Annotated in this window: 29 protein-coding genes and 1 rRNA gene; 9 read left to right on the forward strand and 21 right to left on the reverse strand. The window is 43.5% G+C overall.

The window, feature by feature from the left end:
• Window positions 1–85: ribosomal RNA gene (locus AC0C66_RS19165) — 16S ribosomal RNA — on the reverse strand; the annotation flags it as partial.
• 293 nt (window positions 86–378) lie between these two features.
• Window positions 379–1,263, reverse strand: a complete 885-nt coding sequence (locus AC0C66_RS19170) for a nucleotidyltransferase-like protein (RefSeq protein WP_072182519.1) — start codon at window positions 1,261–1,263, stop codon at window positions 379–381.
• 208 nt (window positions 1,264–1,471) lie between these two features.
• Between AC0C66_RS19170 and AC0C66_RS19175 the strand changes: the two genes are divergently transcribed.
• Window positions 1,472–1,825: a YgzB family protein gene (locus tag AC0C66_RS19175; RefSeq protein ID WP_014113119.1), complete on the forward strand. Its 354-nt coding sequence runs from the start codon at window positions 1,472–1,474 to the stop codon at window positions 1,823–1,825.
• Window positions 1,826–1,859: 34 nt separating this feature from the next.
• Here the strand turns inward: AC0C66_RS19175 and perR are convergent, their stop codons facing one another.
• A complete protein-coding gene (gene perR / locus AC0C66_RS19180; RefSeq protein WP_003223285.1) occupies window positions 1,860–2,297 on the reverse strand; it encodes a peroxide-responsive transcriptional repressor PerR in 438 nt (145 codons plus the stop codon).
• A 132-nt stretch (window positions 2,298–2,429) separates the two neighbouring features.
• Window positions 2,430–2,903: a thioredoxin-dependent thiol peroxidase gene (bcp, locus tag AC0C66_RS19185; RefSeq protein ID WP_003223280.1), complete on the reverse strand. Its 474-nt coding sequence runs from the start codon at window positions 2,901–2,903 to the stop codon at window positions 2,430–2,432.
• A 153-nt stretch (window positions 2,904–3,056) separates the two neighbouring features.
• Here bcp and AC0C66_RS19190 point away from each other — a divergent pair, with 153 nt between their 5' ends.
• Both AC0C66_RS19190 and AC0C66_RS19195 read left to right on the forward strand, forming a co-directional pair.
• Window positions 3,057–4,346, forward strand: a complete 1,290-nt coding sequence (locus tag AC0C66_RS19190) for a glutamate-1-semialdehyde 2,1-aminomutase (protein WP_072182518.1) — start codon at window positions 3,057–3,059, stop codon at window positions 4,344–4,346.
• 218 nt (window positions 4,347–4,564) lie between these two features.
• Window positions 4,565–5,626, forward strand: a complete 1,062-nt coding sequence (locus tag AC0C66_RS19195) for an aromatic acid exporter family protein (RefSeq protein WP_072182517.1) — start codon at window positions 4,565–4,567, stop codon at window positions 5,624–5,626.
• A 74-nt stretch (window positions 5,627–5,700) separates the two neighbouring features.
• Here AC0C66_RS19195 and AC0C66_RS19200 read toward each other — a convergent pair whose 3' ends face one another.
• The 5 genes from AC0C66_RS19200 to fabL form a co-directional block, all read right to left on the reverse strand.
• Window positions 5,701–7,443 carry an ABC transporter ATP-binding protein gene (locus tag AC0C66_RS19200; protein ID WP_472973676.1) on the reverse strand — a complete coding sequence of 581 codons (1,743 nt, stop codon included), beginning with the start codon at window positions 7,441–7,443 and terminating at the stop codon, window positions 5,701–5,703.
• Between the two features lie 86 nt (window positions 7,444–7,529).
• Window positions 7,530–8,060: a nucleoside tri-diphosphate phosphatase gene (ntdP, locus tag AC0C66_RS19205; protein WP_003223272.1), complete on the reverse strand. Its 531-nt coding sequence runs from the start codon at window positions 8,058–8,060 to the stop codon at window positions 7,530–7,532.
• Between the two features lie 143 nt (window positions 8,061–8,203).
• The gene (locus tag AC0C66_RS19210; RefSeq protein WP_014113115.1) at window positions 8,204–8,464 is read right to left on the reverse strand and encodes a YgaB family protein; all 261 of its coding nucleotides are present in this window, start codon (window positions 8,462–8,464) and stop codon (window positions 8,204–8,206) included.
• 172 nt (window positions 8,465–8,636) lie between these two features.
• Entirely contained in the window at window positions 8,637–8,894 is a 258-nt protein-coding gene (sspE, locus tag AC0C66_RS19215) for a gamma type acid-soluble spore protein SspE (RefSeq protein ID WP_014113114.1), read from the reverse strand.
• Window positions 8,895–8,962: 68 nt separating this feature from the next.
• Window positions 8,963–9,715, reverse strand: coding sequence for an enoyl-[acyl-carrier-protein] reductase FabL (gene fabL / locus AC0C66_RS19220; RefSeq protein ID WP_014113113.1), 753 nt, complete (start codon window positions 9,713–9,715; stop codon window positions 8,963–8,965).
• A gap of 81 nt (window positions 9,716–9,796) precedes the next feature.
• On the opposite strand from fabL, the gene AC0C66_RS19225 reads away from it, so the two are divergent.
• The gene (locus tag AC0C66_RS19225; RefSeq protein ID WP_003223257.1) at window positions 9,797–10,021 is read left to right on the forward strand and encodes a hypothetical protein; all 225 of its coding nucleotides are present in this window, start codon (window positions 9,797–9,799) and stop codon (window positions 10,019–10,021) included.
• Between the two features lie 7 nt (window positions 10,022–10,028).
• On the opposite strand, the gene mutY is transcribed toward AC0C66_RS19225, so the two are convergent.
• Window positions 10,029–11,138: an A/G-specific adenine glycosylase gene (gene mutY / locus AC0C66_RS19230; protein ID WP_472973677.1), complete on the reverse strand. Its 1,110-nt coding sequence runs from the start codon at window positions 11,136–11,138 to the stop codon at window positions 10,029–10,031.
• Between the two features lie 216 nt (window positions 11,139–11,354).
• On the opposite strand from mutY, the gene AC0C66_RS19235 reads away from it, so the two are divergent.
• On the forward strand, window positions 11,355–12,338 hold the full coding sequence (locus AC0C66_RS19235) for a metal-dependent hydrolase (protein WP_003223253.1): 984 nt from the start codon (window positions 11,355–11,357) through the stop codon (window positions 12,336–12,338).
• On the opposite strand, the gene AC0C66_RS19240 is transcribed toward AC0C66_RS19235, so the two are convergent.
• The 6 genes from AC0C66_RS19240 to AC0C66_RS19265 form a co-directional block, all read right to left on the reverse strand.
• On the reverse strand, window positions 12,331–14,916 hold the full coding sequence (locus AC0C66_RS19240; RefSeq protein ID WP_461845963.1) for a YfhO family protein: 2,586 nt from the start codon (window positions 14,914–14,916) through the stop codon (window positions 12,331–12,333). The genes AC0C66_RS19235 and AC0C66_RS19240 overlap by 8 nt on opposite strands.
• A 71-nt stretch (window positions 14,917–14,987) precedes the next feature.
• Window positions 14,988–15,977 (reverse strand): glycosyltransferase family 2 protein, encoded by a 990-nt coding sequence (locus AC0C66_RS19245; protein WP_003223250.1) that lies wholly within the window; start codon window positions 15,975–15,977, stop codon window positions 14,988–14,990.
• A 224-nt stretch (window positions 15,978–16,201) separates the two neighbouring features.
• On the reverse strand, window positions 16,202–17,062 hold the full coding sequence (locus AC0C66_RS19250; protein WP_461845962.1) for an alpha/beta fold hydrolase: 861 nt from the start codon (window positions 17,060–17,062) through the stop codon (window positions 16,202–16,204).
• Window positions 17,049–17,381 (reverse strand): SdpI family protein, encoded by a 333-nt coding sequence (locus AC0C66_RS19255; RefSeq protein ID WP_461845961.1) that lies wholly within the window; start codon window positions 17,379–17,381, stop codon window positions 17,049–17,051. The genes AC0C66_RS19250 and AC0C66_RS19255 overlap by 14 nt, the downstream gene beginning before the upstream one ends.
• A gap of 85 nt (window positions 17,382–17,466) precedes the next feature.
• Window positions 17,467–17,985, reverse strand: coding sequence for an SH3 domain-containing protein (locus tag AC0C66_RS19260; protein WP_461845960.1), 519 nt, complete (start codon window positions 17,983–17,985; stop codon window positions 17,467–17,469).
• 144 nt (window positions 17,986–18,129) lie between these two features.
• Window positions 18,130–18,399 (reverse strand): YfhJ family protein, encoded by a 270-nt coding sequence (locus tag AC0C66_RS19265; RefSeq protein ID WP_014113107.1) that lies wholly within the window; start codon window positions 18,397–18,399, stop codon window positions 18,130–18,132.
• 124 nt (window positions 18,400–18,523) lie between these two features.
• On the opposite strand from AC0C66_RS19265, the gene AC0C66_RS19270 reads away from it, so the two are divergent.
• The gene (locus AC0C66_RS19270; RefSeq protein WP_003223241.1) at window positions 18,524–18,676 is read left to right on the forward strand and encodes a small, acid-soluble spore protein K; all 153 of its coding nucleotides are present in this window, start codon (window positions 18,524–18,526) and stop codon (window positions 18,674–18,676) included.
• A gap of 32 nt (window positions 18,677–18,708) precedes the next feature.
• On the opposite strand, the gene AC0C66_RS19275 is transcribed toward AC0C66_RS19270, so the two are convergent.
• The 3 genes from AC0C66_RS19275 to recX all read right to left on the reverse strand — a co-directional run bounded on the left by AC0C66_RS19275 (window position 18,709) and on the right by recX (window position 21,160).
• Window positions 18,709–19,902, reverse strand: coding sequence for an MFS transporter (locus tag AC0C66_RS19275; RefSeq protein WP_114150782.1), 1,194 nt, complete (start codon window positions 19,900–19,902; stop codon window positions 18,709–18,711).
• A gap of 142 nt (window positions 19,903–20,044) precedes the next feature.
• Window positions 20,045–20,359: a YfhH family protein gene (locus AC0C66_RS19280; RefSeq protein ID WP_014113105.1), complete on the reverse strand. Its 315-nt coding sequence runs from the start codon at window positions 20,357–20,359 to the stop codon at window positions 20,045–20,047.
• A 9-nt stretch (window positions 20,360–20,368) separates the two neighbouring features.
• A complete protein-coding gene (recX, locus tag AC0C66_RS19285) occupies window positions 20,369–21,160 on the reverse strand; it encodes a recombination regulator RecX (protein ID WP_014113104.1) in 792 nt (263 codons plus the stop codon).
• 88 nt (window positions 21,161–21,248) lie between these two features.
• Between recX and AC0C66_RS19290 the strand changes: the two genes are divergently transcribed.
• The 3 genes from AC0C66_RS19290 to AC0C66_RS19300 all read left to right on the forward strand — a co-directional run bounded on the left by AC0C66_RS19290 (window position 21,249) and on the right by AC0C66_RS19300 (window position 22,584).
• Complete coding sequence (locus tag AC0C66_RS19290; protein ID WP_072182505.1) at window positions 21,249–22,160, forward strand: TIGR01777 family oxidoreductase; 912 nt, start codon at window positions 21,249–21,251, stop codon at window positions 22,158–22,160.
• Window positions 22,161–22,215: 55 nt separating this feature from the next.
• Complete coding sequence (locus tag AC0C66_RS19295; RefSeq protein ID WP_003223230.1) at window positions 22,216–22,326, forward strand: YfhE family protein; 111 nt, start codon at window positions 22,216–22,218, stop codon at window positions 22,324–22,326.
• A 66-nt stretch (window positions 22,327–22,392) separates the two neighbouring features.
• Entirely contained in the window at window positions 22,393–22,584 is a 192-nt protein-coding gene (locus AC0C66_RS19300; RefSeq protein WP_072182504.1) for a YfhD family protein, read from the forward strand.
• A 39-nt stretch (window positions 22,585–22,623) separates the two neighbouring features.
• Here AC0C66_RS19300 and AC0C66_RS19305 read toward each other — a convergent pair whose 3' ends face one another.
• Window positions 22,624–23,208: a nitroreductase family protein gene (locus AC0C66_RS19305; RefSeq protein ID WP_014113101.1), complete on the reverse strand. Its 585-nt coding sequence runs from the start codon at window positions 23,206–23,208 to the stop codon at window positions 22,624–22,626.
• An 86-nt stretch (window positions 23,209–23,294) separates the two neighbouring features.
• The gene (locus AC0C66_RS19310; protein ID WP_072182503.1) at window positions 23,295–24,176 is read right to left on the reverse strand and encodes a PhzF family phenazine biosynthesis isomerase; all 882 of its coding nucleotides are present in this window, start codon (window positions 24,174–24,176) and stop codon (window positions 23,295–23,297) included.
• Between the last annotated feature and the right edge of the window lie 10 nt (window positions 24,177–24,186).

Raw genomic sequence — 24,186 nt, forward strand, 5'->3', positions numbered from 1 at the left:
GCAAGCTCCCATCTGTCCGCTCGACTTGCATGTATTAGGCACGCCGCCAGCGTTCGTCCTGAGCCAGGATCAAACTCTCCGATAAAGTGGATCACAGGTTAAGTTCACCGCATCCTGCGGTGACACCCGTGTGACCTGCGTCGTGCAGGCCTTAGTTTGACTGACTACGCACATCGCTGTGCGATTTTATAAAAAATGAATTAACAGGTACGTTTTGTCTTGTTTAGTTTTCAAAGATCATTTTCACTTCTTGTCGAAGCGACTTTATTAATATAACATTTTGACTTTCTTATGTCAAATGTTTTTTTAATTTATTTCTCCGCCGCTGTGAGCTTGTTTTTCAGAAGCGCATCAGCGACGTTTAATAATATAACACGGTCAAGAATCAGAGTCAATATCTTTTTTAAAAGAATATCCTCGATGATAAACAGCCTGCCCTTTTGTTTCTATCTGGCAGACGTTGATAAGTCCCTTGTCCGTCAGGTAATCAAGCATAACGCCAAGGTCTTGGGTGAAGTGCTTTAAGTCAGGATGCTGAAGAAGCTCACCGAATTGCCAAATGTCTTTTTCATTCATTACTTCGAAAAGATGAGCCGAACCGATCTCAGCTTTGGAATGGATGAGAAAATCATTTGCTAAGAATAATAATTCGAGTCTTTTTTCCAAGCTCTCGTGGCTTTCGATCAACTCGGAATATAATTTGTACACTTGAGGCTCCATCTGGCGCACTTGGCTCCATACCGTGGTTTCCGGATGGAATCCCCTGTCGATTACTTCAATACGCGCTAAATGGTGCAGCGCATGAACAACCGCGTTGTAGGCATCTAAAAATTGATTGGCTTCAAAAAAAGCTTTGCCTTCAACATATCTTCTGATTAATTTGCCGTATTCGAGCCCGATCTTCAGTTTGCGTTCGGCAAACGGAAATGTATTGAGCCTATCAATCAGCTCGACAATGTATTCGTTACGATCAAACAAGACTCTGCCATTGACAATCCAATCTATGATTCTTCTATTTGTCCCGAGCAAAATCCATTCTTGAATCTGAGAATCTGTTACGACATGCAAAGAAGCTGTTTTTTGATCAAATTCATAATGCTTTATAAAAACAGGCTCGTCAGCCTCCTTTACAATCACCAGCAAAGCAGCATCAAAGTTATCTGTTAAGGAAGATGTTTTGTTTCTTCTCTCAATCATAATGACAGCCAATGTATTGGGATGACTTGCTCTTTCTTGGTAAATTGGACGGAGAAGATTATCCATCACTATTCCTCCAATGCAATTGTTCAAAATTTTTTATTCTCTATTTGATTCAATTCTATGGTCAAAACGAAATCCCTCTTTTTCTAAACACATTGAACTATTATAAACAAATTGACAGTAAGTCTCCATATATAAATTCCAGTTCAACCGAAAACATGAAGAAAATCCCATTGGGTTTGTGCTATAGTTAAATCAGAGGGGGATGGACATGGCGAAATACTCCAGCAAAATTAATAAAATCAGAACATTTGCGTTAAGTTTGGTTTTCGTTGGGTTTATCATTATGTACATCGGTATCTTTTTCAAAGAGTCAGTTTTGCTATCTAGTTTGTTTATGATACTTGGGCTTTTATCCATCGGTCTCAGCACGGTTGTTTACTTTTGGATCGGAATGCTTTCTACCAAAGCGGTTCGCGTCATATGTCCGGGCTGTGAAAAAGAGACAAAGGTTTTGGGAAGAGTAGATATGTGCATGCATTGCAGAGAGCCGCTGACTTTAGATAAAGGCTTAGAAGGAAAAGAATTTGATGAATCTTATAATAAAAAGAAAATGTCCAAATAAAATAAGCTGACCGTTTCGTGCGGTCAGCTTATTTTTAATGGTTTTCTTTTTTCGAACACTCTTGGCAGACGCCGTAAATTTCTAAACGATGGTGGCTTACTTTAAAGCCCGTGACATGGGCAGCGAGCTGCTCCACTTCGTCAAGGCCCGGGTAATGGAAGTCCACAATTTTACCGCAGTTTTCACAAATCGCGTGATAGTGATCGGATGTGACAAAATCGAATCTGCTGGAAGCATCACCGTATGTGAGCTCTTTTACCAAACCGGATTCCCGGAACACACGCAAATTGTTATATACCGTCGCTACGCTCATGTTAGGAAATTTCCCTTCAAGAGCTTTATATATATCGTCCGCTGTTGGATGAGCCATAGAGTTAACGAGATATTCCAGAATCGCATGACGTTGAGGAGTAATGCGAACTCCGGTTTCCTTCAACGTTTCTAAGGCTTCTTTTAGTTCATGTGCAGCCATCCGTCATGCACCTCTTTTCTAAAAAAAATTCTTACATTGTAATGTTTATAATTAGTGTAACTCTTTCTACGATAATTTGTCAATTGATATCAGGGTAAAAGTAAGCATATCATTTGAGGCTGATAGACGCATTTACTTTTCCGACATATCTTTGAGCGTTTGAAGCGCTTCGGCTACATGGTCTTTCACTTTTACCTTTCTCCATTCTTTAACGAGCCGGCCTTCTTTATCAATTAAAAAAGTGGAGCGCTCAATCCCCATATATTCTTTCCCGAAGTTTTTCTTCAGCTTCCATACATCAAACGCTTCCGCCAGCTTATGTTCGTCATCAACAAGAAGCAGAAAAGGAAGGTTATGCTTCTCTTTAAATTTTCCGTGTTTTTCCTGGCTGTCCGGGCTGACGCCGATAATAACGGCATCCAGTTCAGCGAAGCTTTCGTGGCTATCCCGAAAATCGCATGCTTCAGTTGTGCATCCCGGTGTCATGTCTTTTGGATAAAAATAAAGCACGATATACTTTCCTTTATAATCCGATAAAGTTACTGTTTCCCCATGATCGCCTTTTAACTCAAGATCAGGTGCTTTTTGTCCGATTTCTATAGTCATTACGTTACCTCCGGATGTTTTTTTATTAAGCGTATCCAATTCTTGTCCAGATTACAACCGTCGTCCCTTGCATCTTAAGCCCGAATCCATTGTTCTTGTTCGGAAGCATGCTACAATAGAAAGGACGCATGGAGATATAGGAGGTTTTTATTCTTGCATACAAAATCAATTGAACTTCACAATGAGGCATTAGAGCACATTGTCGGCGGTGTAAACAGCCCGTCTAGATCATATAAAGCAGTCGGCGGCGGTTCTCCCGTCGCAATGGAAAAAGCAAACGGCGCTTATTTTTGGGATGTGGACGGCAACAAATACATCGATTATTTAGCGGCTTACGGTCCGATCATTACCGGACATGCCCACCCGCATATTACAGAAGCGATTAAAAATGCAGCAGAGAACGGCGTATTGTATGGAACACCGACAAAACATGAGGTTACATTTGCAAAGATGCTTAAAGAAGCCATTCCTGCTATGGACAAAGTAAGATTCGTCAATTCGGGAACAGAAGCTGTTATGACGACTATCCGCGTGGCTCGCGCATATACAGGCCGGACAAAAATCATTAAATTTGCAGGCTGTTACCACGGACATTCGGATCTTGTGCTTGTCGCCGCCGGTTCCGGCCCATCTACTCTTGGCACACCAGACTCAGCCGGTGTACCAAAAAGCATTGCAAACGAAGTGATCACAGTTCCATTTAATGATATTGAAAGCTATAAAGCGGCCCTTGATAAATGGGGCAGTGAAATCGCGGCGGTTCTCGTCGAGCCGATTGTCGGCAACTTCGGAATTGTTGAGCCGAAAGAGGGCTTCTTGGAAAAAGTAAATGAACTGACACACGATGCAGGCGCTCTCGTTATTTACGATGAAGTCATTACGGCTTTCCGCTTTATGTATGGCGGCGCGCAGGATCTGTTACAGGTGAAACCGGATTTAACAGCACTCGGAAAAATTATCGGCGGCGGACTTCCGATTGGCGCCTATGGCGGTAAAAAAGAAATCATGGAGCAGGTAGCCCCGCTTGGACCGGCTTATCAGGCCGGAACAATGGCCGGGAACCCCGCTTCCATCCTATCAGGCATCGCTTGCCTGGAAGTGCTCAAAGAGGAAGGCGTGTATGAAAAGCTTGATCACCTTGGCGCTATGCTGGAGGAAGGCATTTTACAGCACGCAGAAACACACGGCATCACGATTACTGTCAACCGCTTAAAAGGCGCACTCACGGTTTATTTCTCTGATGAGAAAGTCGAAAATTACGAGCAGGCTGAACGTAGTGACGGAGAAACATTCGCTACGTTTTTCAAGTTGATGCTGGAACGCGGAATTAATTTAGCACCTTCTAAATATGAAGCCTGGTTTATTACAACAGCACATACAGAGCAAGATATTAAAGACACGCTTGCAGCGGTCGAGGATGCTTTTAAACATCTTAAAAACTAGAATTTGACACCTTGGACAGGAGCATTGAGCTCCTGTTTTTTTATGGATTCAAATAACGTGTAAGATTTTGGTCTTTTTCTAGAAAAATAGCTTGAATATTTGTATTGATCCCTGTATATTACTTAATTGTTTAGCAAATAAACTAACCGGGAATTTTAAGGATTAGCCATTTGCTATGTCACACAATTTACTATAGAAAGGAATGCACGCACAAACCAATGAAACTTGGTGCCCGCATTTTCAAAACCGGGATTGCGATTACACTTGCCCTTTATTTGGCTTCGTGGATCGGGCTTCCCGCGCCGATTTTCGCTGGAATTGCAGCGATATTTGCGATCCAGCCGTCGATTTACCGCTCTTTTCTCATTATTATTGACCAGGTTCAGGCAAATATCATCGGAGCTGTGATTGCCACAGTGTTCGGCCTTATTTTCGGACCCAGCCCGATTATGATCGGGTTAACAGCAGTTATTGTCATTACAATCATGCTGAAACTTAAAATTGAACATACAATTTCAATTGCTCTTGTAACAGTCATTGCGATATTAGAATCTGCCGGTGACGACTTTTTAATGTTCGCGCTGATCAGAACAAGCACAGTCATCTTAGGGGTGCTTTCTTCCTTTATCGTCAACCTTGTGTTTTTGCCTCCTAAGTACGAAACAAAGCTGATTCATAATACCGTCGAAAACACCGAAGAAATTATGAAGTGGATCAGATTGTCCATGCGGCAGTCAACAGAGCATTCGATTTTGAAAGAGGATATTGAAAAACTGAAAGAAAAAATGATCAAGCTTGATCAGACATATCTTCTATATAAAGAAGAAAGAAGTTACTTTAAGAAAACGACTTATGTGAAATCAAGAAAGCTTGTCCTGTTCAGACAGGCCATTATTACTGCAAATCAGGCGCTTGATACATTGAAGAAGCTGCATCGTCTGGAAAACGAGATCTATCATATGCCGGAAGAGTTTCAGGAAACACTGACTGAAGAGCTTGATTACCTGCTTTACTGGCATGAACTGATTTTGATGAGGTTTGTCGGCAAAATCAAGCCGCATGATGACACGGATGAAGAAGGCATTCGATATAAGCAGCTTTTAACAAAGTCATTTTTAAAAAATCAGCAAAACACGGATGATGAGCTTATTGATTACAACATGCTCAATATTATGGCAAGTGCCGTAGAATACCGCGAGCAGCTCGAACATTTAGAAACACTCATCACAAGTTTTCAAACGTATCATCCGAAAGACTGCGAAATAGAAACAGAAGAGTAACCCGGTTAATCAGCCGGGTTTTTTATATACAAAAAAATCTTATATCCTTCGTTAAAAGGATATAAGATTGATGTTCAGCTCAAATTTTGAATGGTAAATAAGTGCTTGTATTGACTATCATAGTCCATGAGTTCATCATGAGTTCCGATTTCGATGATTGTACCGTTTTCCATGACGACAATCTTATCCGCATGTGTGATCGTCGATAAACGGTGGGCGACAACAAAAGTTGTTCTGTCCTTCGCCAGTTTGTCCATCGCTTCTTGAATATAATGCTCACTTTCCAGATCAAGAGCTGATGTCGCTTCATCTAAAATAAGGAGCGGCGGATTTTTCAGAAATACCCGCGCGATTGAGATCCGCTGCTTTTGTCCGCCTGACAGCTTAACGCCTCTTTCTCCCACCCGGGTCTCATACCCTTCTGGAAAACTCATAATAAATTCATGGGCATTGGCAGCTTTGGCAGCTTTAATAATCTCTTCAAGCGTGGCATCAGGTTTGCCGATTGCGATATTTTCCCGAATCGTCTCACTGAATAAAAAGGTATCCTGAAGCACCATGCCAACCTGGTTGCGAAGGCTTCTCGCCTCATAATCGCGAATATCAGTTCCGTCAATCAGCAGTCTGCCGCTAGTCACATCATAAAATCTCGGGATCAGGCTGACGAGCGTTGATTTACCTCCTCCGCTCATGCCGACAAGAGCTACGGTTTCTCCTCTATTTACTTTTAAAGAGACATCATGGAGAATGTTTTCTTTTTCCTTTTCATATTGAAACGAAACGTTTTGAAATTCCACTCCTCCACGGATCTGGTCAGCTTTAATGGCATTTGGTTTGTCAGTGAGTTCATATGGCTCGTCAATAAATTCAAACACCCTGTCCATTGATGCGATTGACTGTGTCAATGTTGTAGAGGAATTGATCAGCCTTCTCACAGGGTTGTACATTCTGTCAATATATCCGACAAACGCGACCATTGTTCCGACTGTCAGCGGTCCATTAATGACAAAATAGCCGGCACACGCAATGACGATGAGCGGCGCCAAATCTGTAATGGTATTAACGACCGCAAAGGTTTTGGCATTCCAATTCGTGTGGCTGATGGCTTTATCTAAGAAATGGCTGTTTTTCTCATTAAAATTAGCCTGTTCATGATCTTCTATCGCAAAGCTTCTGATGACCGGCATGCCTTGAATGCGCTCGTGCAAATGTCCCTGCACTTGAGCTAGCGCCTGCGATCGCTCCCTTGTCAGCTTTCTTAAACGGCCGTAAAAATACTTCACTGATATGCCGTATAATGGGAATAAAACGATAGAGACCAGCGTTAATTTAATGTCCAGTGTCAGCATGATAGAGATCACAATCAAAATCGTCAGCATATCAAGCCAAATATTCATCAGGCCTGTGATGACAAAATCCTTTGTTTGTTCCACATCATTGATCACTCGGGAAATGACTTCCCCTGTTCTTGTATTCGCATAAAAACGAAGGCTCAATTTCTGTATATGGTCAAACAGCTTAGCTCTTATATCGTAGAGTACCTTGCTGGCTGTCCACTGGGCAAAATATTGCCTATAGTATTCAACAGGCGGGCGTAAAATTAAAAATAAGGCGAACATAATCGCCATAATGGTGAATAATGACGTTGTTTTGTCACTGGCCGTGCCGCCTCCTTGAATAATGTCGTCAACTACGTACTTCAGAAGCAATGGGAGAGCAAGCGGAATGGAGAATTTTACGATCCCAATTAACACTGTAACGAAAATTTGCTTCTTATAAGGTTTGACGAATTGCATGTAGCGTTTCATAACCCCCACGTTGATTCCCCCTCTCTCTTTACCATGATGTGTGTGAGCCCATGTGAAAAACCTGTTGTACCCCGCAACAGGTTTTTACGTAACCATTATTTTGTATAGCGCAAATACCGTTCATACCACATATCGACAAACTCGGGCGCAAACGGTCCCTGACGCTGGTGAATCCAATGGAGCAGCGTGTTTAAGTAGTCTCTTAAAATACTGTCGATTTCTTTTGGATAATTCATGGCTTTCCGATGATCATCATATTCGTCTTCATCGAGAATATTGTAGGTCATGTCAGGAAAAACCTTAACATCTAGGTCATAATCAATATATTTAATTGCTTCGCCATCATAGGCAAACGGAGAACTGATGTTGCAATAGTAATGGACCCCGTCTTCCCTCAGCATCCCGATGACATTAAACCATTGTCTTGCGTGAAAATAACAGATTGCGGGCTCTCTGGTTATCCATGTCCGGCCGTCTGATTCGGTTACCATCGTCCGGTCATTGGCTCCGATGACACACATTTCTGTACTTTTTAAGATTGTTGTCTCATTCCAAATTCTATGAATCAGCCCGTTATGCTTATAGCTGTGAATTTGAATGGTTTCTCCTTCCTTGGGATAACCCATATTTCTCCCCTACTTTCTATAAAGCCCTACAGTTAGTATGTCCAAATTTGCTTACCGACAACGTCTTTTACCTATTATAACGTTACAAATTGAAAAATGAAAATAAAAGAGCCATTCCGGCCGGGGAATGGCACATTCCTGCTCTACACAAAGGAAGACGGCTTTTCTGAGCTGCGGTAAGAACGAATCACCTGCTCTGTCTGCTTTTGAAACATATCCTGTATATCGGCAAGATGTTTCCGTTTTACCGCAATTTCATCCTGAATACCGCGCAGCCTTGCATCCCTTTCCAAATGCCGGAGTTCTGCTTCAATTTGTTTGCAGCGGTCGAGCTCTGATTGGAGATCGAGAAGCTTATCCATCGTTTTCATCTGTTCGCTTACCAGCTTTTCAAATTCCGTCATCGGTTCCTCCTTCAGCCTGGTGAAAGTATAAACGTTTCCTCCTTTTATCATTTCGATCCCAATACAGCAAACCCTTTGACTCATTCTGTAGACCTTTCACAAGTTTTGTCGTTTTACAAACAAAAAAAAGCACTTCCACCCGAAGATGAAGTGCTTTTTTCTGTTTCAGTGATTAGCTGTTTTGTTGTTTGTTTTGTTCAGCAGATTGGTTTTGCTGTCTTACCTGCTGTGCGTCAGTTTCACTAGCGAATTCAGTGCCGAATTGACCTTGTTGGCCAGCAGCTGATTGCTGGTTTTGTTTTCTGACTTGCTGAGCGTTTGTTTCGCTAGCAAATTCAGTGCCGAATTGACCTTGACCAGCAGCTGATTGTTGGTTTTGTTTTCTAACTTGTTGTGCGTTTGTTTTGCTGAAATTGTTTGAGTTAGCCATTGTTATCACCTCCACGGTCATTAGAATGTGCAGGTGATCGTATAGCTATTCCTCTTTTTTAAAAATTTTTAAACGAGCAGTGAGCGTCCGCCGTCAACGATTATTGTCTGTCCGCGGATCATGTCAGCCTTGGAAGAGACTAGAAATTCAACAGTATCAACCATGTCTTTAATTTCGACCATGCGTCCTGCAGGCGTGTTTTGACGCGCATCCTCAAGCAGATCTTCTCTGTTCGGGAAGTGTTTGAGCGCATCTGTGTCAATCGCTCCGCCTGATACGGCATTGACGATAATTTGTTTTGATGAAAGCTCAACCGCAAGATAACGGGTTAAAGCCTCTAACGCCGCTTTTGATACACCAACCGTAGTGTAGTTTTCAAGGTAGCGGATCGAACCTAATGAACTGATGCTGACGATATGCCCGCCTCCGTTCTTCTCCATTAGCTTGGCCGCTTCCTGAGCACAGAAAAGCAATGCTTTCGCATTAATGTTCATCGTCCAGTCCCAGTGAGTTTCTTCTAGTTCCATGACAGGTCTCAGAACGCCTGAAGCGGCATTATTAACAAAAACATCAAGTCTGCCGAACGTTTCATCAATTTGCTGAAACATTTCTTTGATTTTTGCCGGCTGTCCTACGTTTGCTTTTACAACAAGCACTTTGACGCCAAGCTTTTCGATTTCCTCCGCTGTTTCTAAAGCGGCTTTTTTGCTTCGTGCATAGTTAATAACAATGTTATAGCCGTTCTCAGCAAGTCTGATCGCGGCCGCTTTTCCGACACCGCGGCTGCTCCCTGTTACGAGTGCGCATTTATTTTGTTCCATTTTTCCTCATCTCCTTGTAGCGTATAGTTCTTTTATTTCCACAAACAATAATGGCAAGAACTTAAAAGGGGGTCTTCTGTTATGTATGTCGGACGTGATATGAGCGAATTAAACATGGTTTCCAAAGAAGATTGGAAAAACAGTGAACTCGCCTATTTTCATCATGCCTTTCAGCAAATTATGCCTTATTTGAACGAAGAAGGCCAATCAAAATACCGTGAATTAACGCAAGAAATTGAAGCGCGCGGCGGAATGAAGCGCAATGAAGCGGACTACAGCCACGGCACGCGCGTCTCCTACGATTAACAATTGTTTACGGAGCAGCCGAGTATGCGGCTGCTTCCACTGCCATCTTCCAGATTTTTTGATGTGATACCGGGAACGCAAATTGTTCGAGTTCTTCCTTCGTTACTTTTTTCAGCTCTGAGGTATCCGACACTTGTTTTACTTTACCGAAAAACACAGAAATATTCCATACCAGGTGGGTGAAAACGTGCTCAACTACACCTTGCAGATCACTGATATCAGCTTGTATCCCGCATTCGTTTTCTAAAAATGCAGTGAGCTGTTCACGCTCGGTTTTGATCCCTTTTTGTGTTTCAAGATTAGGGAATTCCCACAGGTTGGCGAGCAAACCTTTTGACGGCCGTTTGTGTATATACACTTGTCCATCTTCATCAGTCAGTACGATCGCGGCCATTGTTTTGATCCCGGGCTTTTTCTTTTTGCTTTTTACCGGAAGCTCCCGTTCAGTGCCTTCTTCAAATGCTGAGCAATGCTTCTGAACCGGGCATAGCAGGCATGAAGGTGATTTTGGCGTACAGATCAAGGCTCCAAGCTCCATCAGGCCTTGATTGAACTCTGAAGGCTTTTCTTTGGAAATAAATGCACGGACTGCGTCTTCAAAGATCGTTCTTGCTTTCGGTTTGGCGATATCATCCCAAATGGAAAGAATCCTGGACATGACACGCATTACATTTCCGTCAACCGCGGGAATGGGTTTATTGTAGGCAATGCTGAGCACCGCTCCCTTTGTATATGGGCCGACGCCTTTTAAGCCGCCAAACTCTTTCTCGTCTGGAGGGACAATGCCGCCGTACTCCTGTTTCACTTCTTTTACCGCGCTTTGCAGGTTTCTGACTCGCGAATAATAGCCGAGCCCCTCCCATGCTTTCAGCACTTTTTCTTCATCAGCATCAGCGAGCGCTTCCACTGTCGGGAATTGTTCCACAAACCGCAGAAAGTAAGGAATCACTGTCTCTACTCTCGTTTGCTGCAGCATCACTTCCGATACCCACACTTTATATGGATCTTGGTCCTCTCTCCACGGCAGAACGCGCTGCTCCCGTTCGAACCATGAAATTAAATCATCGCGAAATCGCTGTATGTCTTTTTGTTTTAATTTGTCTTCAAATACATTCATATGTGTTTCTCCCCAGTCTTTCGCGCCCCGCTTTTCTTTAGACTGTTTTTTGTTGTACACTAAGGGCACAGTACGATAATATGTTACATTAAATAGAAGTAAAGAAAAAGCGGAAACAAATGAGAACGATTGAATCGGGTTAAAAATTGGGTATATGAAAATGGGGAACATCTTACAAAAGTGAATGTGCAGGACAATCCTGCAAGGAGGTCACCTATGGATACGGGCACACATGTCGTCATGGGCATCGCACTTGGCGGTATTGCGACGCTTGACCCTGTTGTCGGATCAGATCCGGCAATGGCTCACGCTGTTATGATCGCAACGCTTGCGGGCTCTCAGGCTCCGGATATTGATACTGTGTTAAAGCTTAAAAATAATGCTGTTTATATAAGAAATCACAGAGGATTTACCCATTCAATTCCCGCCGTTTTGTTTTGGTCTATCATCATTCCGGCGATTCTGTATTTATTTTATCCGCAGGCCGATTTTCTGCACCTGTGGCTGTGGACACTGCTGGCAGTCGTGCTGCATGTCTTTGTTGATATATTCAACGCGTACGGAACACAGGCCATACGTCCGTTTTCGAAAAAATGGGTTGCGCTCGGGCTGATTAATACGTTTGATCCGTTTATTTTCATCAGCCATCTGGCGGCTATCGCGATTTGGTATGCAGGCGGCAGTCCCGGCATCACGTTTCTCAGCTTATATATCATATTGGCAGGCTATTATTTGGTGCGCCTGATCATGCAGCTGAGAATTAAACGGAAGCTTCATGAGATGATTCATGATGAGATCGAAAGCATTATTATTTCTCCGACGATGAAATTCAGGCAATGGCGGATCGCAGTTACGACAGCCCATGCTTTCTATGTAGGAAGAAGCATGGAAGGGCATGTAGTGATTCTAGATACGTTTAATCGGGTGCCTGTTCCTGAAACCGAAGTGATGCATGCGGCAAAGCAGGATGATAACATCGCGGCGTTTTTGTCATTTTCTCCGGTTTACCGGTGGGAAGTCGATACGTTTAAAGATCATTATGAGGTGAGATTTATTGACCTGCGTTATCGGAGCAAAGGCCATTATCCGTTTGTGGCCATCGTTCATATCGGCCATGATCTCACGATTCGCTCGTCCTATACGGGATGGATATTCAGCGAAGAAAAGCTTCAGAAAAAATTAAAGCTCGGCTCTATTTAGAGCCGGGCTTTTTTCGTCTTATATATAAAACAGCAAGCAGCAGACTGATGAGAGATATGAGCGCCGATATTTTGAAGTATGGCGGATAGTAGGCCAGCTCAATGTGATTGTCTCCCTTTTGCGCCTTAAAGGCGATGAAAGCATAGTCCGCTTTTTCGATCGTCTGTGTTTTCCCGTTAATCTTCAACTCCCAGCCTTTTTCATAGGGGATCGGAAGCATGATGTATTGATTTTTTGGAAGACGATACGCGAACGTCAGCTTATTTTTATCCCATTTCAGATTGTCATCTTTGTCTGTTTTATTTTGCAGCACAGCGCTCTTCAGCGTTTGGTAATTTTCTTCATAGAGCGCTATATTTTTAAGCTCATACGTTCCTTTCGGAAGCTTGATTGAAATATGGTCTGATTTAGGCACTCTGACTGTGATATCATTTACTCCGGTTTTATAAATCGATTGGTTCGATTTCCTTGTTGTGACATAATCATTGACTCTTAACGTAAATCCTTTGTCTTTTGCTTTGCTTTTCAAATAAAAGCTGACATAGTAGTCTCCAGAAGAGGATGACGCCTGTTTCGGAGTGATGATTAGTTCTCCTCCGTTTTCTCCAGTTACGGTAAGCAGTCCGTTTTCATACTGGGCATGTTTTGCGGTGATGTCGGACTTGGGAATCAGATTGGCCAGTTTTGGCGCCTGCTCCGTTTTCCCCGATGGATCTGCTAGTACAATTCCTTTCATCATCGCTTGTTCTTTCGCAAGAGTGGGCAATTTGTCCAGCTCGCTTTCGCTGTATATGGCATCGGCTGTTTTGACGAAAGGAAGCATGTATTGATTTTCATAAACCACGTAATGCTCTGATTCCAAATGCTTCTTGAAACCGTACGGGACGCTGGCTTCGTTTGTTTTTTCCGTCATATAATATTTGCCGTAAAGCAGGCTGTATAAATTCGCCCTGTCTCCCAATGACGCATAACGGCTGACGCTTTCTCTCCCCATATCGATGCTCAAATCATTCCAATAGAAAGTTAGCAGATGTTTGTTTAAAATGCTGGAATAAGCGCTGAATCCATTAAACCCATAAATAATTGGCGTATTATTGCGAACCCCGTTCATCCAATCGATTCTCATGAGCGGATCATCGTCTTCCTTCTGCAAACGCCTGATGAGCTCAGATGATTCTTGCCCTTTGTATTCCTCACCCGTAAGATATGCTTTTGTCACACTGTCCAGCCCGCCGCCTTCTGAGAGTGCGTATTTTTGATAGGTGTTGGCAACAAACAGCGAAGAAAGAATAATCACACCGTACACAGCCACCTTTGCCCTTTTTTTCGCAAAAGCTGCAGCAAACAAGGCTGCGATTGTCAGGAATAAGAGCAATAGAATGCTTTCATTCGCAGGTTTCCATATATCCAGCTTATACCTTTGGATATGATACAAGTAAAGAATCAGGGCAACAGCTATGGCCGGGAGCAGTTCTTTCCATTTCAGTTCAGACAGCTGTGACAGGCCTGCCGCAGCTGCTCCCGCAATGGTAAAGGCCAGAACATATTCAAACCGGTTTTGCGGGGCGGAAAAACCGTTAAATACGCTTGCCGCATACGGGCTGAAATGAAAAAGAATAAACAGCAGGCTCAATCCGGCAAAGAGACGAAACACGCGGTTTTTGTAAAAAGAAACAATAAATAAAAACAACAGAAAGGCTGCCGGCACAATAATGATCCGGCTCGAAAATAAGATATTATCATCGAAATTAAGCCACTCTATTTTCTGGCTGTACGGTGGGCGCAGGTTGTTTAAATAACCGTATACCACCGGCACAAACGCCGCCGCACTGATGCCAAAAGAAATGAGGCCTGAAATCAAAAACATTCTGCATTGAATCCATTTTTTCTCTTCATGCTTTTCCAGTCGGATCAGCCATCTGAACAGCACGTAGAACCCGATGAATATGAGGTTTATGTATGCAAAGTAAAAGTTGTTGATTAACGTCAGCGAGCACGCAATGATAAACCATGCCGGACGCCGCTCTCTGATGATGTTTTCTGCTCCGAGAACAAGCAGCGGAAGCCAAATCATTGTATCGGTAAAGAATTCCCAATACGCTTCGTGGCGGAAATAAATGATTGAGGCACCGTATAATACGGCCCCCGTAAACGACGCCGCTCTGTGTTTGAGAAGATAGTGAAAAACAGATGCGGCTGTAAAAATGATCAGACTCAGTTTGAAAATACTGATAAAAACAGCTGACTCCGCCCAAAAAAGCGTATCCGCTTCTCCGATCAGCTTGACGGCTTGAAGAAGCCAGACGGCGGCAGATCCCACAAGAAAAAGAAAGGAAGCAGAAAAATAATAGCCGAGCTGACTGAACGTGCCGCCGCCGAGTCCGAATGAATAATTATAGAAAAAATTCCCGTGTGTATATTGGTCAAATAATAATTTTTTAAATACGATCATTTGCGCAAGTCCGTCACCCGGACCTGTCATATATCTGCCGTCCGTCCATTCTTTCACAAAAAAAGCGTGTGCCAGAACGGAAACCAGCAGACTGGCCGCATAGATCATGACATATTTTCTTTTCATATAATTTCTCCAGTCTTGCTTTTAAGATGGTAGACAAGCAAAAAAAGCACTGCCAATGGCGCTTGGTGATTTCAGTGCATTTTTGTCAGACGCCGCATGCTTTTCAATTCGTTCGTTTCAGGCAGGTCTTTGTTCGGGATATTCGCTTCTTTAATCAAATAATGCGGGCGTTTTTTTGTTTCATAATAGATTCGGCCGATATATTCGCCTATGATTCCGAGACTTAACAGCTGGACCCCGCCGAGAAATAACACTGCTGAAATAATTGTGAAATATCCGGGTACAGAAATGCCGTTAGTCAGAATTTTAACGAATGTGGCAATGATATAAATGATGGAAAGCAGCAAGATGAAAATGCCGGTATAAAAGCATATTCTCAGCGGCTTATGGTTAAATGAAACGACGCCGTCCATTCCGTAGTTAAACAGACTGCTGAACGACCATTTGGATGTGCCGTTTTTTCGTTCGACATTTTCATAAAACACAATTTTCTGATCGAAGCCGATCCAGCAAAACAGACCTTTGGAGAATCGGTTGCCTTCGCTCAGCTTCAAAAGAGCGTTCACAGCTTGGCGGCTTAACAGCCGAAAGTCTCCGACACCGTCACGCAAATCAACCTCCACCGCTTTATTGATGAACTTGTAATAAAGAGATGACAGGAGGGAGCGGACAGGGCTGTCTCCTTTTCTGTTCCTTTGGGCAATGACTTGATCATAGCCTTCTTCATAGCCTTTGATAAATTCCTTCAGCAAATAGGTCGGATGCTGCAGATCGGCGTCCATTACAATAACCGCCTCGCCTTGAACATGTTCAAAGCCCGCAAGAATTGCGGCTTCTTTTCCGAAGTTCCGAGAAAAAGATATGTATTTTACCCGGCTGCATCCGGCTGCCAAGTCTTTGATCTGCTGAAGCGTGTCATCAACACTTCCGTCGTTTATGAAGAAAATTTCATAGTCATAATGAATGGTCTTGAATTCCTTTTTCAAAGATTCATGAATGAGTTTGACATTATACCCTTCATTGTAAGACGGGATAATAATCGAGATTAATCCTTGCTTCATTAAGGCACCTTCTTTTTTTATTCTATTTAAGTATTGCCTTAGGGGGAGTTGTAGACAAATCTTCAGTAAGGCTATTCCTTTTTTAAAAGTCGTTTAAACCTGTTTTTTGTTACATTTTATGGTGACATTCATCATTTTTATTTTGTCATGTTTAAAACGGACTATGAAAAAAACGCACAGAAAAAGTCTGCCATTATGACAGACGGATGGAGAGAAATTCTGACTTATTGTTTTTTAAGGTATTCCAGAATAAGCTGATTGACGATGGCCGGTTTTTCGTGGTTAATCCAATGGGAAGCTTCATCAACAAAAATGAGATGTCCATTCGGGCAATGCCTTTCCGTCTCTTTCGCAAGCTTTCTGCTTAAAAAGCGGTCTTCCATTCCCCAGATCATCCGGTAAGGTGCTGTTTCGCAAGCGGTTTTCTCTGAAAGGCTTCCTTTTCTGAGGGCTCTATACCAGTTCAGCATAGCTGTCAGCGCACCGGGCTGTTTCCACGCTTCTTTGTACTTGCTGACATCCTCTGACGTAAAAAGCTCAGGACGGGTCGATAATCCAATCGCTTTGTCTAATGTTTCGTAATCATTTTCCTTTAGTGATGCCTCCGGTATGTCGGGCAGCTGGAAGAAGGCGATATACGAGCTTTTCAGCCATTGCGGCGGATAAATCGGCGTTACGGTTTTCATGATGTGTGGGTGCGGGATATTGATGGCAATTAACTTTTCTAGATATTCCGGGCGCGTGGAAGCCAGATGCCATGCGACAGCTCCTCCCCAGTCATGCCCGATGACAATTGCTTTTTCATCTGTGAATTGGGAAATAAGCCCGATGATATCATCTCTTAATGTGTCAATCCGATATGAATCAATTCCGTCCGGTTTGTCACTGAGATTGTAGCCCCGCTGATCGGGAGCAATGACCCGGTAACCCGCATCGGCGAGCGGTTTGATTTGATTTTTCCAGCCGTACCAAAACTCTGGAAATCCATGGAGCAGGACAATTAACTGGCCGTCCTCCGGCCCTGCGGCCGCAACGTGGAGCGTGATTCCGTTTGTTTTGACAAACTGGCATTTAACTCCGTCCACTTATATCTCCTCCTTGACTGTACGTCATGTTTTTCAGCCTTTTCTCCGTTAGCATAAACGTAATGACACAGGCGGCAAGCAGCAGGATAAGCTGAAGAATGATCAAGTTTGATCTCAGCAGCAACCCCATTCCCGCAATCACCTGGCCTGACAGGATCATCAATGATGCACTGTAACGGTTCGCTTCATCCCATAATCTTTGATCTGACATTGAACGTCTCGTTCTGTATCCGTACACACTGTTGATGGATTCGGGAGGAAACAGTTTGATCAGTATACCCGCAATGATCATAAGCCCTCCGCCGACTAAACCAGCCATATCATCATCTCCTTTCTCATTGTTACGTGCAGAAAGAAGAAATGTTTCATACATAGGCAAAAAGACAAGCCTCAGCCTGCCTTATTTATCGTATTTGTAAGTCCTTTGACTGAATATATCCCTTGACTCCGCCATAATCAACGAAAGCCCATGTGAAGTCAAATCCGCCGTTTTCACTGAATCCCCATCCAAGTAATGTCACCTCTGTGCCGGATGAGAGCTGTTTTGCTATTCCGTTTTCAGGTGTCGGTGCATAGAAGGCTGTCTGTTTCGCTGTTTTCGTTTGGCTTGCGGTTTTCATTAAGAAGTGTGTTGAAATATATGCTTTTTTTCCTTTGAATTGAATTTGAGCCCAATCGGCATTTGCGAAACCATTGACTGTGACTTTTTGTTCTGATGATAAAGTGCCAAGAATTTTGCCTTTATGATTTGGCTCGGTCCGTACATTCAGCTTTCCTGCTTTTATGATGTAAGAATCGGATGATGGCATGCTGACAGATATGTCGTGAAGGGGCGCAGCTTGTGCTGCGGGAGCGGAATAAAGTGCTGTCAAACTCAGTCCTGCGGCAGCTGTTAAAGCGAGCATTACTTGTTTCTTTTTCATATAAAGCTCCTCCTCGCATTTGACAAGATATAAGTGGTATTCCCTGATTGACCGGCGGGCGAAACACGTTTTGTTTATTTTTCTGCCTGTTAAGGTAATTTTAAGGAAATGAAAAAACCTGCCGGATGATAACGGCAGGTTTTTTTAATGCAAAAGGCCTCTGCTTTGGTTTAAGTAATCATTTACGTCGTCACGGGAGCTTTGGAAAAGGTGGAGCTGGCCGCCATAGTTTTCGATCCATTGTGTGACGATTTTCTCTGTCATTTTTTCACCCTGATAGGCGTGTCCGGCTTTTGCATAAGTTGCTTCGAAATCGCTCCATAATAATTCCACCCATGATTTTGCCTGTATATAGCTAATCATATCGTTCTTTTCCAGAAGCAGATTTGTCAGTTTCTCAATATACGTATCCATGTGTGCAGTCTCCTTTCTTCAGGAAATAAATGACGCTTTAAAACGTGCTGTTCTCCATATACTAACCTTACGTCTTCATTTGGAAAGACGCAACTTTTTGATCTCGAACCTAGGGGGAAATGACATGGTCCGGAATAAAGAAAAAGGATTTCCTTACGAAAACGAAAATAAATTTCAGGGTGAACCGAGAGCAAAGGACGACTATGCTTCAAAGCGTGCTGACGGATCAATCAATCAGCATCCTCAAGAAAGAATGAGAGCCTCCGGCAAACGGTAAAGAAGAACAGCTGCATGCACTGCAGCTGTTTTTTACCCTTTATTGACTTGATACTCATAGACGCTCTTCTTTTCAGATAAATGTGCGAAGGTAGAAAGCACGAGCCCGCATGCCGTCATAAGCGCTCCTCCAGCGAACAGCCAGGAATAAGAGCCTGTTCCGCTTAAAATCATTCCGCCGATCCACGCACCTAGCGCATTAGCAAGGTTAAATGCTGATACGCTGACAGCGGCGGCAATAGTTGTGCCGCTCTCAGATGAGGAAATGACCTTCGTTTGCAGCAGAGGCGGTGTGCCGAATGCGCATGCTCCAAATATGAACGTTGCAACAATGGCTGCAGCCGGGTAAATGGAGATGTAAGGAAATACGGCCAGCACACCGATCAAACCGATCATCACGCCGATCATCGTTCGAGTCAGCAAAGGAAGCGGCACTTTTCCCGCAAAGAAATTCCCTGCAACGCCTCCCAATCCGTACGCAAAGAGAGCGCCTGTAATACCGACCGTGCCGAATCCGGCTGAATGTCTCAAAATCGGTTCGATAAAGGTGTAGGCGATAAAGACGCCGGAATAGCCTAAAATCGTAATCGCGAAGGAGTACAGCACTTGTTTGTGTTTAAATACCCCCCACTCATTCATAAGCTTTGGGATCACTTTTGGTTTTCTGTTCGGCACAGCAGCCATGAGGCCTAAGAATCCGATGACACCAAGGGCCGTAATGATGGAAAACACAGCTCTCCAATTCAGGACATCTCCTAGAAAAGAACCGAATGGAACACCAAGCATTAGAGCTACTGTCAGCCCGCCGTTCATAGACGCTGCCGCAGCCGCTCGTTTCTCTGGCGGAACCATTTCACTGGCAAATACCATGGCGATCGCAAAGAAAGCGCCGTGAATGGATGCAGATAAAATTCTTGAGACAGCCAATACTGCAAAATTCGGCGCCAGCGCGCTCATCAGGTTGGAAAGGATAAAAATCGCCATCAGCCCAAGCAGCACAGGCTTTCTCGGGAGCTTGACGGAAATGATGGTGACAATCGGGCCAGTCAAACAGACGCTTGCCGCATAGGCCGTGACAAGAAGCCCCGCAGATGAAACCTGTATATGAAAGTCATTGGCAATCGACGTCAAAATACCCATCACTGCGTATTCTGTGTATCCGATTGAAAATGTACAAATCATAAGAACAAATATAATAAATTTTACAGATGGGTTTTTGATACTCAACGTCATCGCCTCCTTCGATTTTAAAAAACAACGAGTTTCATCTTAAAAGATTTTTGGAGTGAATTCAATGATTTTTTCTTTAAGATTTCGTGTAAATGTGCTGCACATAAAAAGAGGCTGATATCCAGCCTCCTTGTTACGCTTATTTCTTTTCTTGCAATACTGAGATTGGCAGCGCTTCCTCTTGTTGTGGGGACGAAGTTCTGTATCCCCATGCGAAAACGCCATTTAAATAGCTGATGGTAAACTCGTCTTCAGAGTCTTCCACACGATACGTTTCTCCCGGTGTGAAATCTTCCGGGTTCAGCAAATATGCTTTTGCCATCGTAATTTTCCGTTCGAGCACTGCCAATTCGTTTATGATGCCATGCTGTTCGGCTTTTCTTGCTTTTTCTGAAAGTGATGCGATTTCGGTATTGAGTTCGTGCGGTGTCATTTGACTGTATCGTTTCTCCATTTTTTTCAGCTACTCCTCTTCCTGCAGAAATTGCTCGATTAAATCGAGTGAGAATCCTTTACGGAATAAAAATTGTTTGACCTTCATGGCGCTTTCATATGAGCCGTCATAGCGGTATTTTCTAAACGCTTTTTCCGCGTGAAGGCGCAGCGCTTCTTTCTCTGTGTCTTCATCATTTTCATATTCAATCTGCTCCAGCGCCGCGCTGATGACATCAAATGAGAAGCCCTTGCGCTGTAGCTGCATTTGGGCGCGCTGTTTGAGTTCTTTTGTTGAAAGTTTTTTATCCTTTTTGAGAAGCTTTTCAACATGCTTGACCGCTTCTCTCGTCTGATCTTCAAAGGAAAAGGAACTCAGCGCCTCCTTAATTGTATCGTCGCCGATTCCCTTCGCTCTCAGCTCTCTGAACAAAACGTCAGGACCTTTTCCATTCGTTTTTTTGTGGGTGCTGACATAGGCTACGGCAAATTCCTGGTCGTTTAAGTATTTATAGTCGTTCAGCTTATGGATGACTTCCGCTATGACAGGGGCCGGGGTTTCTTTTTTCTTTAAATAGTCCTCTACCTCTTTCGTTGACCTCATTCGGTAGGATAAAAATTCAAGCGCACGGTTGAAGCCTTTTTTCACTTCATCACCGTATTGAATCTCAATGATGTCAAGGTCATCAAGTTCTTTTCCCTTTTTAAGCTCAAATTTCACGAGTACGTCCGCGTCTACACTGAAGGCGTATTTTTCATCGAGAAAGATATTGAAGCGTTCCGTATTCTTTTTTTGCGTTGATATTTTTGTAATAAATGGCATCTTAATCTCCCTTCTCAGCCCTGAAACGCGTTTTCTTTTATTAAAATGAGGTACAGTATATTTATTAGAACAATGAGGAGAGATGTTCATGAATATAGCAATGACGGGCGGAACCGGTTTTCTCGGCCAGCATCTGACGGGCGTTCTTACCCGTCAGGGACACCATGTTTATATTTTATCAAGAAACGCAAGGGAAACTGAACAAAAAAATATCACATATGTCCAATGGCTGACAGAGGGAGCTGCGCCGGAGCAGGAACTTCCTCATATTGATGTCTGGGTAAATCTTGCAGGAAAATCGATTTTTGGCCGCTGGACAGAAAAAACGAAGCAGCACATTCTCTCCAGCCGTATCAATGCGACGCGTGAAGTCCAGCGGCTTATTGATAAACAGCAGGAAAAACCGAAGACGATGATCCAAGCCAGTGCCGTGGGCATTTATGGCACTAGTCTTGAGAAAACCTTCACAGAGGATTCTGCAACGTCAGATGAGGATTTTCTCAGCCATACTGCACATTTGTGGGAAAAGGAAGGACAGAAAATTGAGGCGATGGGCATCCGGACAGTTTATGCGAGATTTGGCGTGATGCTTGGGGAAAAAGGCGCTCTCCCGCTCATCGTTCTTCCCTATAAGCTTCTGGCCGGCGGAACGATCGGAACGGGCAGACAGTGGCTGTCATGGATTCACGTCGAGGACGCGGCCCAGCTGATCTTATATGCGATCGAAAACACCGGCATCTCAGGACCCATGAATGTCACTGCGCCCAATCCCGTGGAAATGAAACAATTCGGAAAAACGATTGCACGGGTGAAGCATCGCCCGTACTGGCTCCCTGTCCCGGAATTCTTTTTATCTAAAGCATTGGGTGAAATGAGTCTTCTGATTGTGAAAGGACAGCGCGCTCTGCCTAAAAAAGCGATGATCTCTGGATTTCGTTTTACATATTCGGACCTTGAATTTGCACTCTCACAGCTGATAACGGTCCGAAAGACTGTATAAAAACGGAAGGAAGCGTCAACCTTAAGAATAACATGGTTGAAGGAGGTCCTTTTTTATGGAAAAGAAGAGGGAGAAGCATCAGCAAGGCGCCAACCTGAAGAAAATGCAAGAAGTTCTTTATTCAGGCGAATTTAAAAAAGCGGAAAAAGCTGCTAAGCGGAAATAGGAATACATAGCCCCTTTATGCCAGATACTATGTTTGTTTGATATCACTTTTTAGGGGGAATTTGATATGGGCAGAAATCATATCCACAAAAACCGTGATAAAAACAAACAAAAGCTTCCTCAAGTTCCCGACGCATTAAAAAGGGAAACTGACGGCGTTTACGAAGAATATTCAAGCGAGCTTGCTGATGGGGATGACCGCGAAGCGCAAAAGCGTGCAAAAGCAGCAGACAACAGAGCGAAAAAGAAAAATCGTTAATGAAAAACCCCCTTGTCTCCGTTTGAGACAGGGGGTTTTTTACATGTCGGTGAACCGTTCACGGATCGGCGTGCGTTTTTTCACTTCTGGTGCTTCGTCAGGATAGCCCGTTTGTATGATGGCGGCGAATCGTTCATTATCCTGTAAACCAAAGGCCTGATGCACTTCTTTGTCGTAAAGGATTTTTCCGCTTTTCCAAACCATGCCGATTCCTTTTTCCCAGGCAAGAAGCTGAAGATTTTGGATCAATGAGCTGGTTGCCGCAAAATCATCGTCTCGCGCTCTTTCGTTTTCATCTTCTTGAAACACGACGAGCAGAAATCCGGGGACGCGTCCAAGTGTGTTTTTGAAATTTTGAAGCTTTTCCTCTGTCATATCCGGCTTGGATTTCTTAGAGAATGCTGCAAATGTGTTGATCAGGTTTGTTTTTCCTGTTTCACTGGAAACGTAAATAAATCTCCATGGCTCTGTCACTCTGTGATTTGGCGCATATTTTGCCGTTTCAAGCATGTCAAGAATGACTGCTGAAGGCACGGGCTCTTGTTTAAATTTTCGAATCGATCTTCTGCTGCGTATGATGTCCCGCAGTGCTGAATGTTGATCTATCTGTTCGGATTGAGGCATACCGTCTCACCTTCCTAAGCAATTGAAAATGATTATCATTCATAATGATAACGGAAAGTGTATCTTTTTGTAAACCATCATCTGTATTAGATTTTAAGAATACGGGTTTCTGAGTATACAGCCGTTCCTGTCATGTTCACTTTCACATGATCGCCTTCTTCGTTAATTTCGATTTCCACTTTTCCGTCTTTCCCGATTTCCTGCCCTTGTTCAATGATAAATTCACGCTGCTTGGTATTGCCGTACTGTTTCATATAAGCCCCCATCACACCGGATGCTGTGCCCGTCACAGGGTCTTCTATCGTTCCTGAATATGGGGATGAAAAGTGGCGCCCATGCAGGTCGCTGTCAGGATGAACGGTTTCAAAGGTAAACGGGTGGACTGAAGCCTTTGGCAGATCTACTAACACTTCCGGAAATTGTTTGTTATCGGGCACCATTTTTTTGGAGGCCTCTAATGATGCAAGCGGAATGATGGCTGTCCATATGCCAGTGCTGCCAAATACAATCGGAAGGTCCTCATGAAAATCCTCTTCCGTGATTCCCAATGCGGCCGCAAGTTTTTTCCGATTGCCTGTAAATGGTTTGAATTGCGGAGAAGCCTGTTCAAGCGTGATATGAATGCGGCCGTCTTTTTCAGAAATCTTCACAGGCAGGATACCGGCTTTTGTCTGGATGCTGTACGTTTTATCGCTCTCCAGCATTCCTTTTTCACATAATGCGTAAAGAGAAGCAACTGTTGCATGACCGCACAAATTCATTTCGTGTCCAGGGGTAAAGTAACGGAGTTCAAGATCAGCCGACTCGCTTTTCCGGATAAAGGAGGTTTCTGAATATCCAGCACGCTCAGCTATGATCTGCATCTCTTCTTCAGTATAATCGTCTCCATGCAATACGACACCTGCGGGGTTTCCTTTGTCGGGACTGCTTGTAAATGCTTCATATTTTAATACCTCTATTTCTTTCACTTGTCTGCCG

It is taken from the genome of Bacillus sp. VA13, from assembly GCF_055710085.1.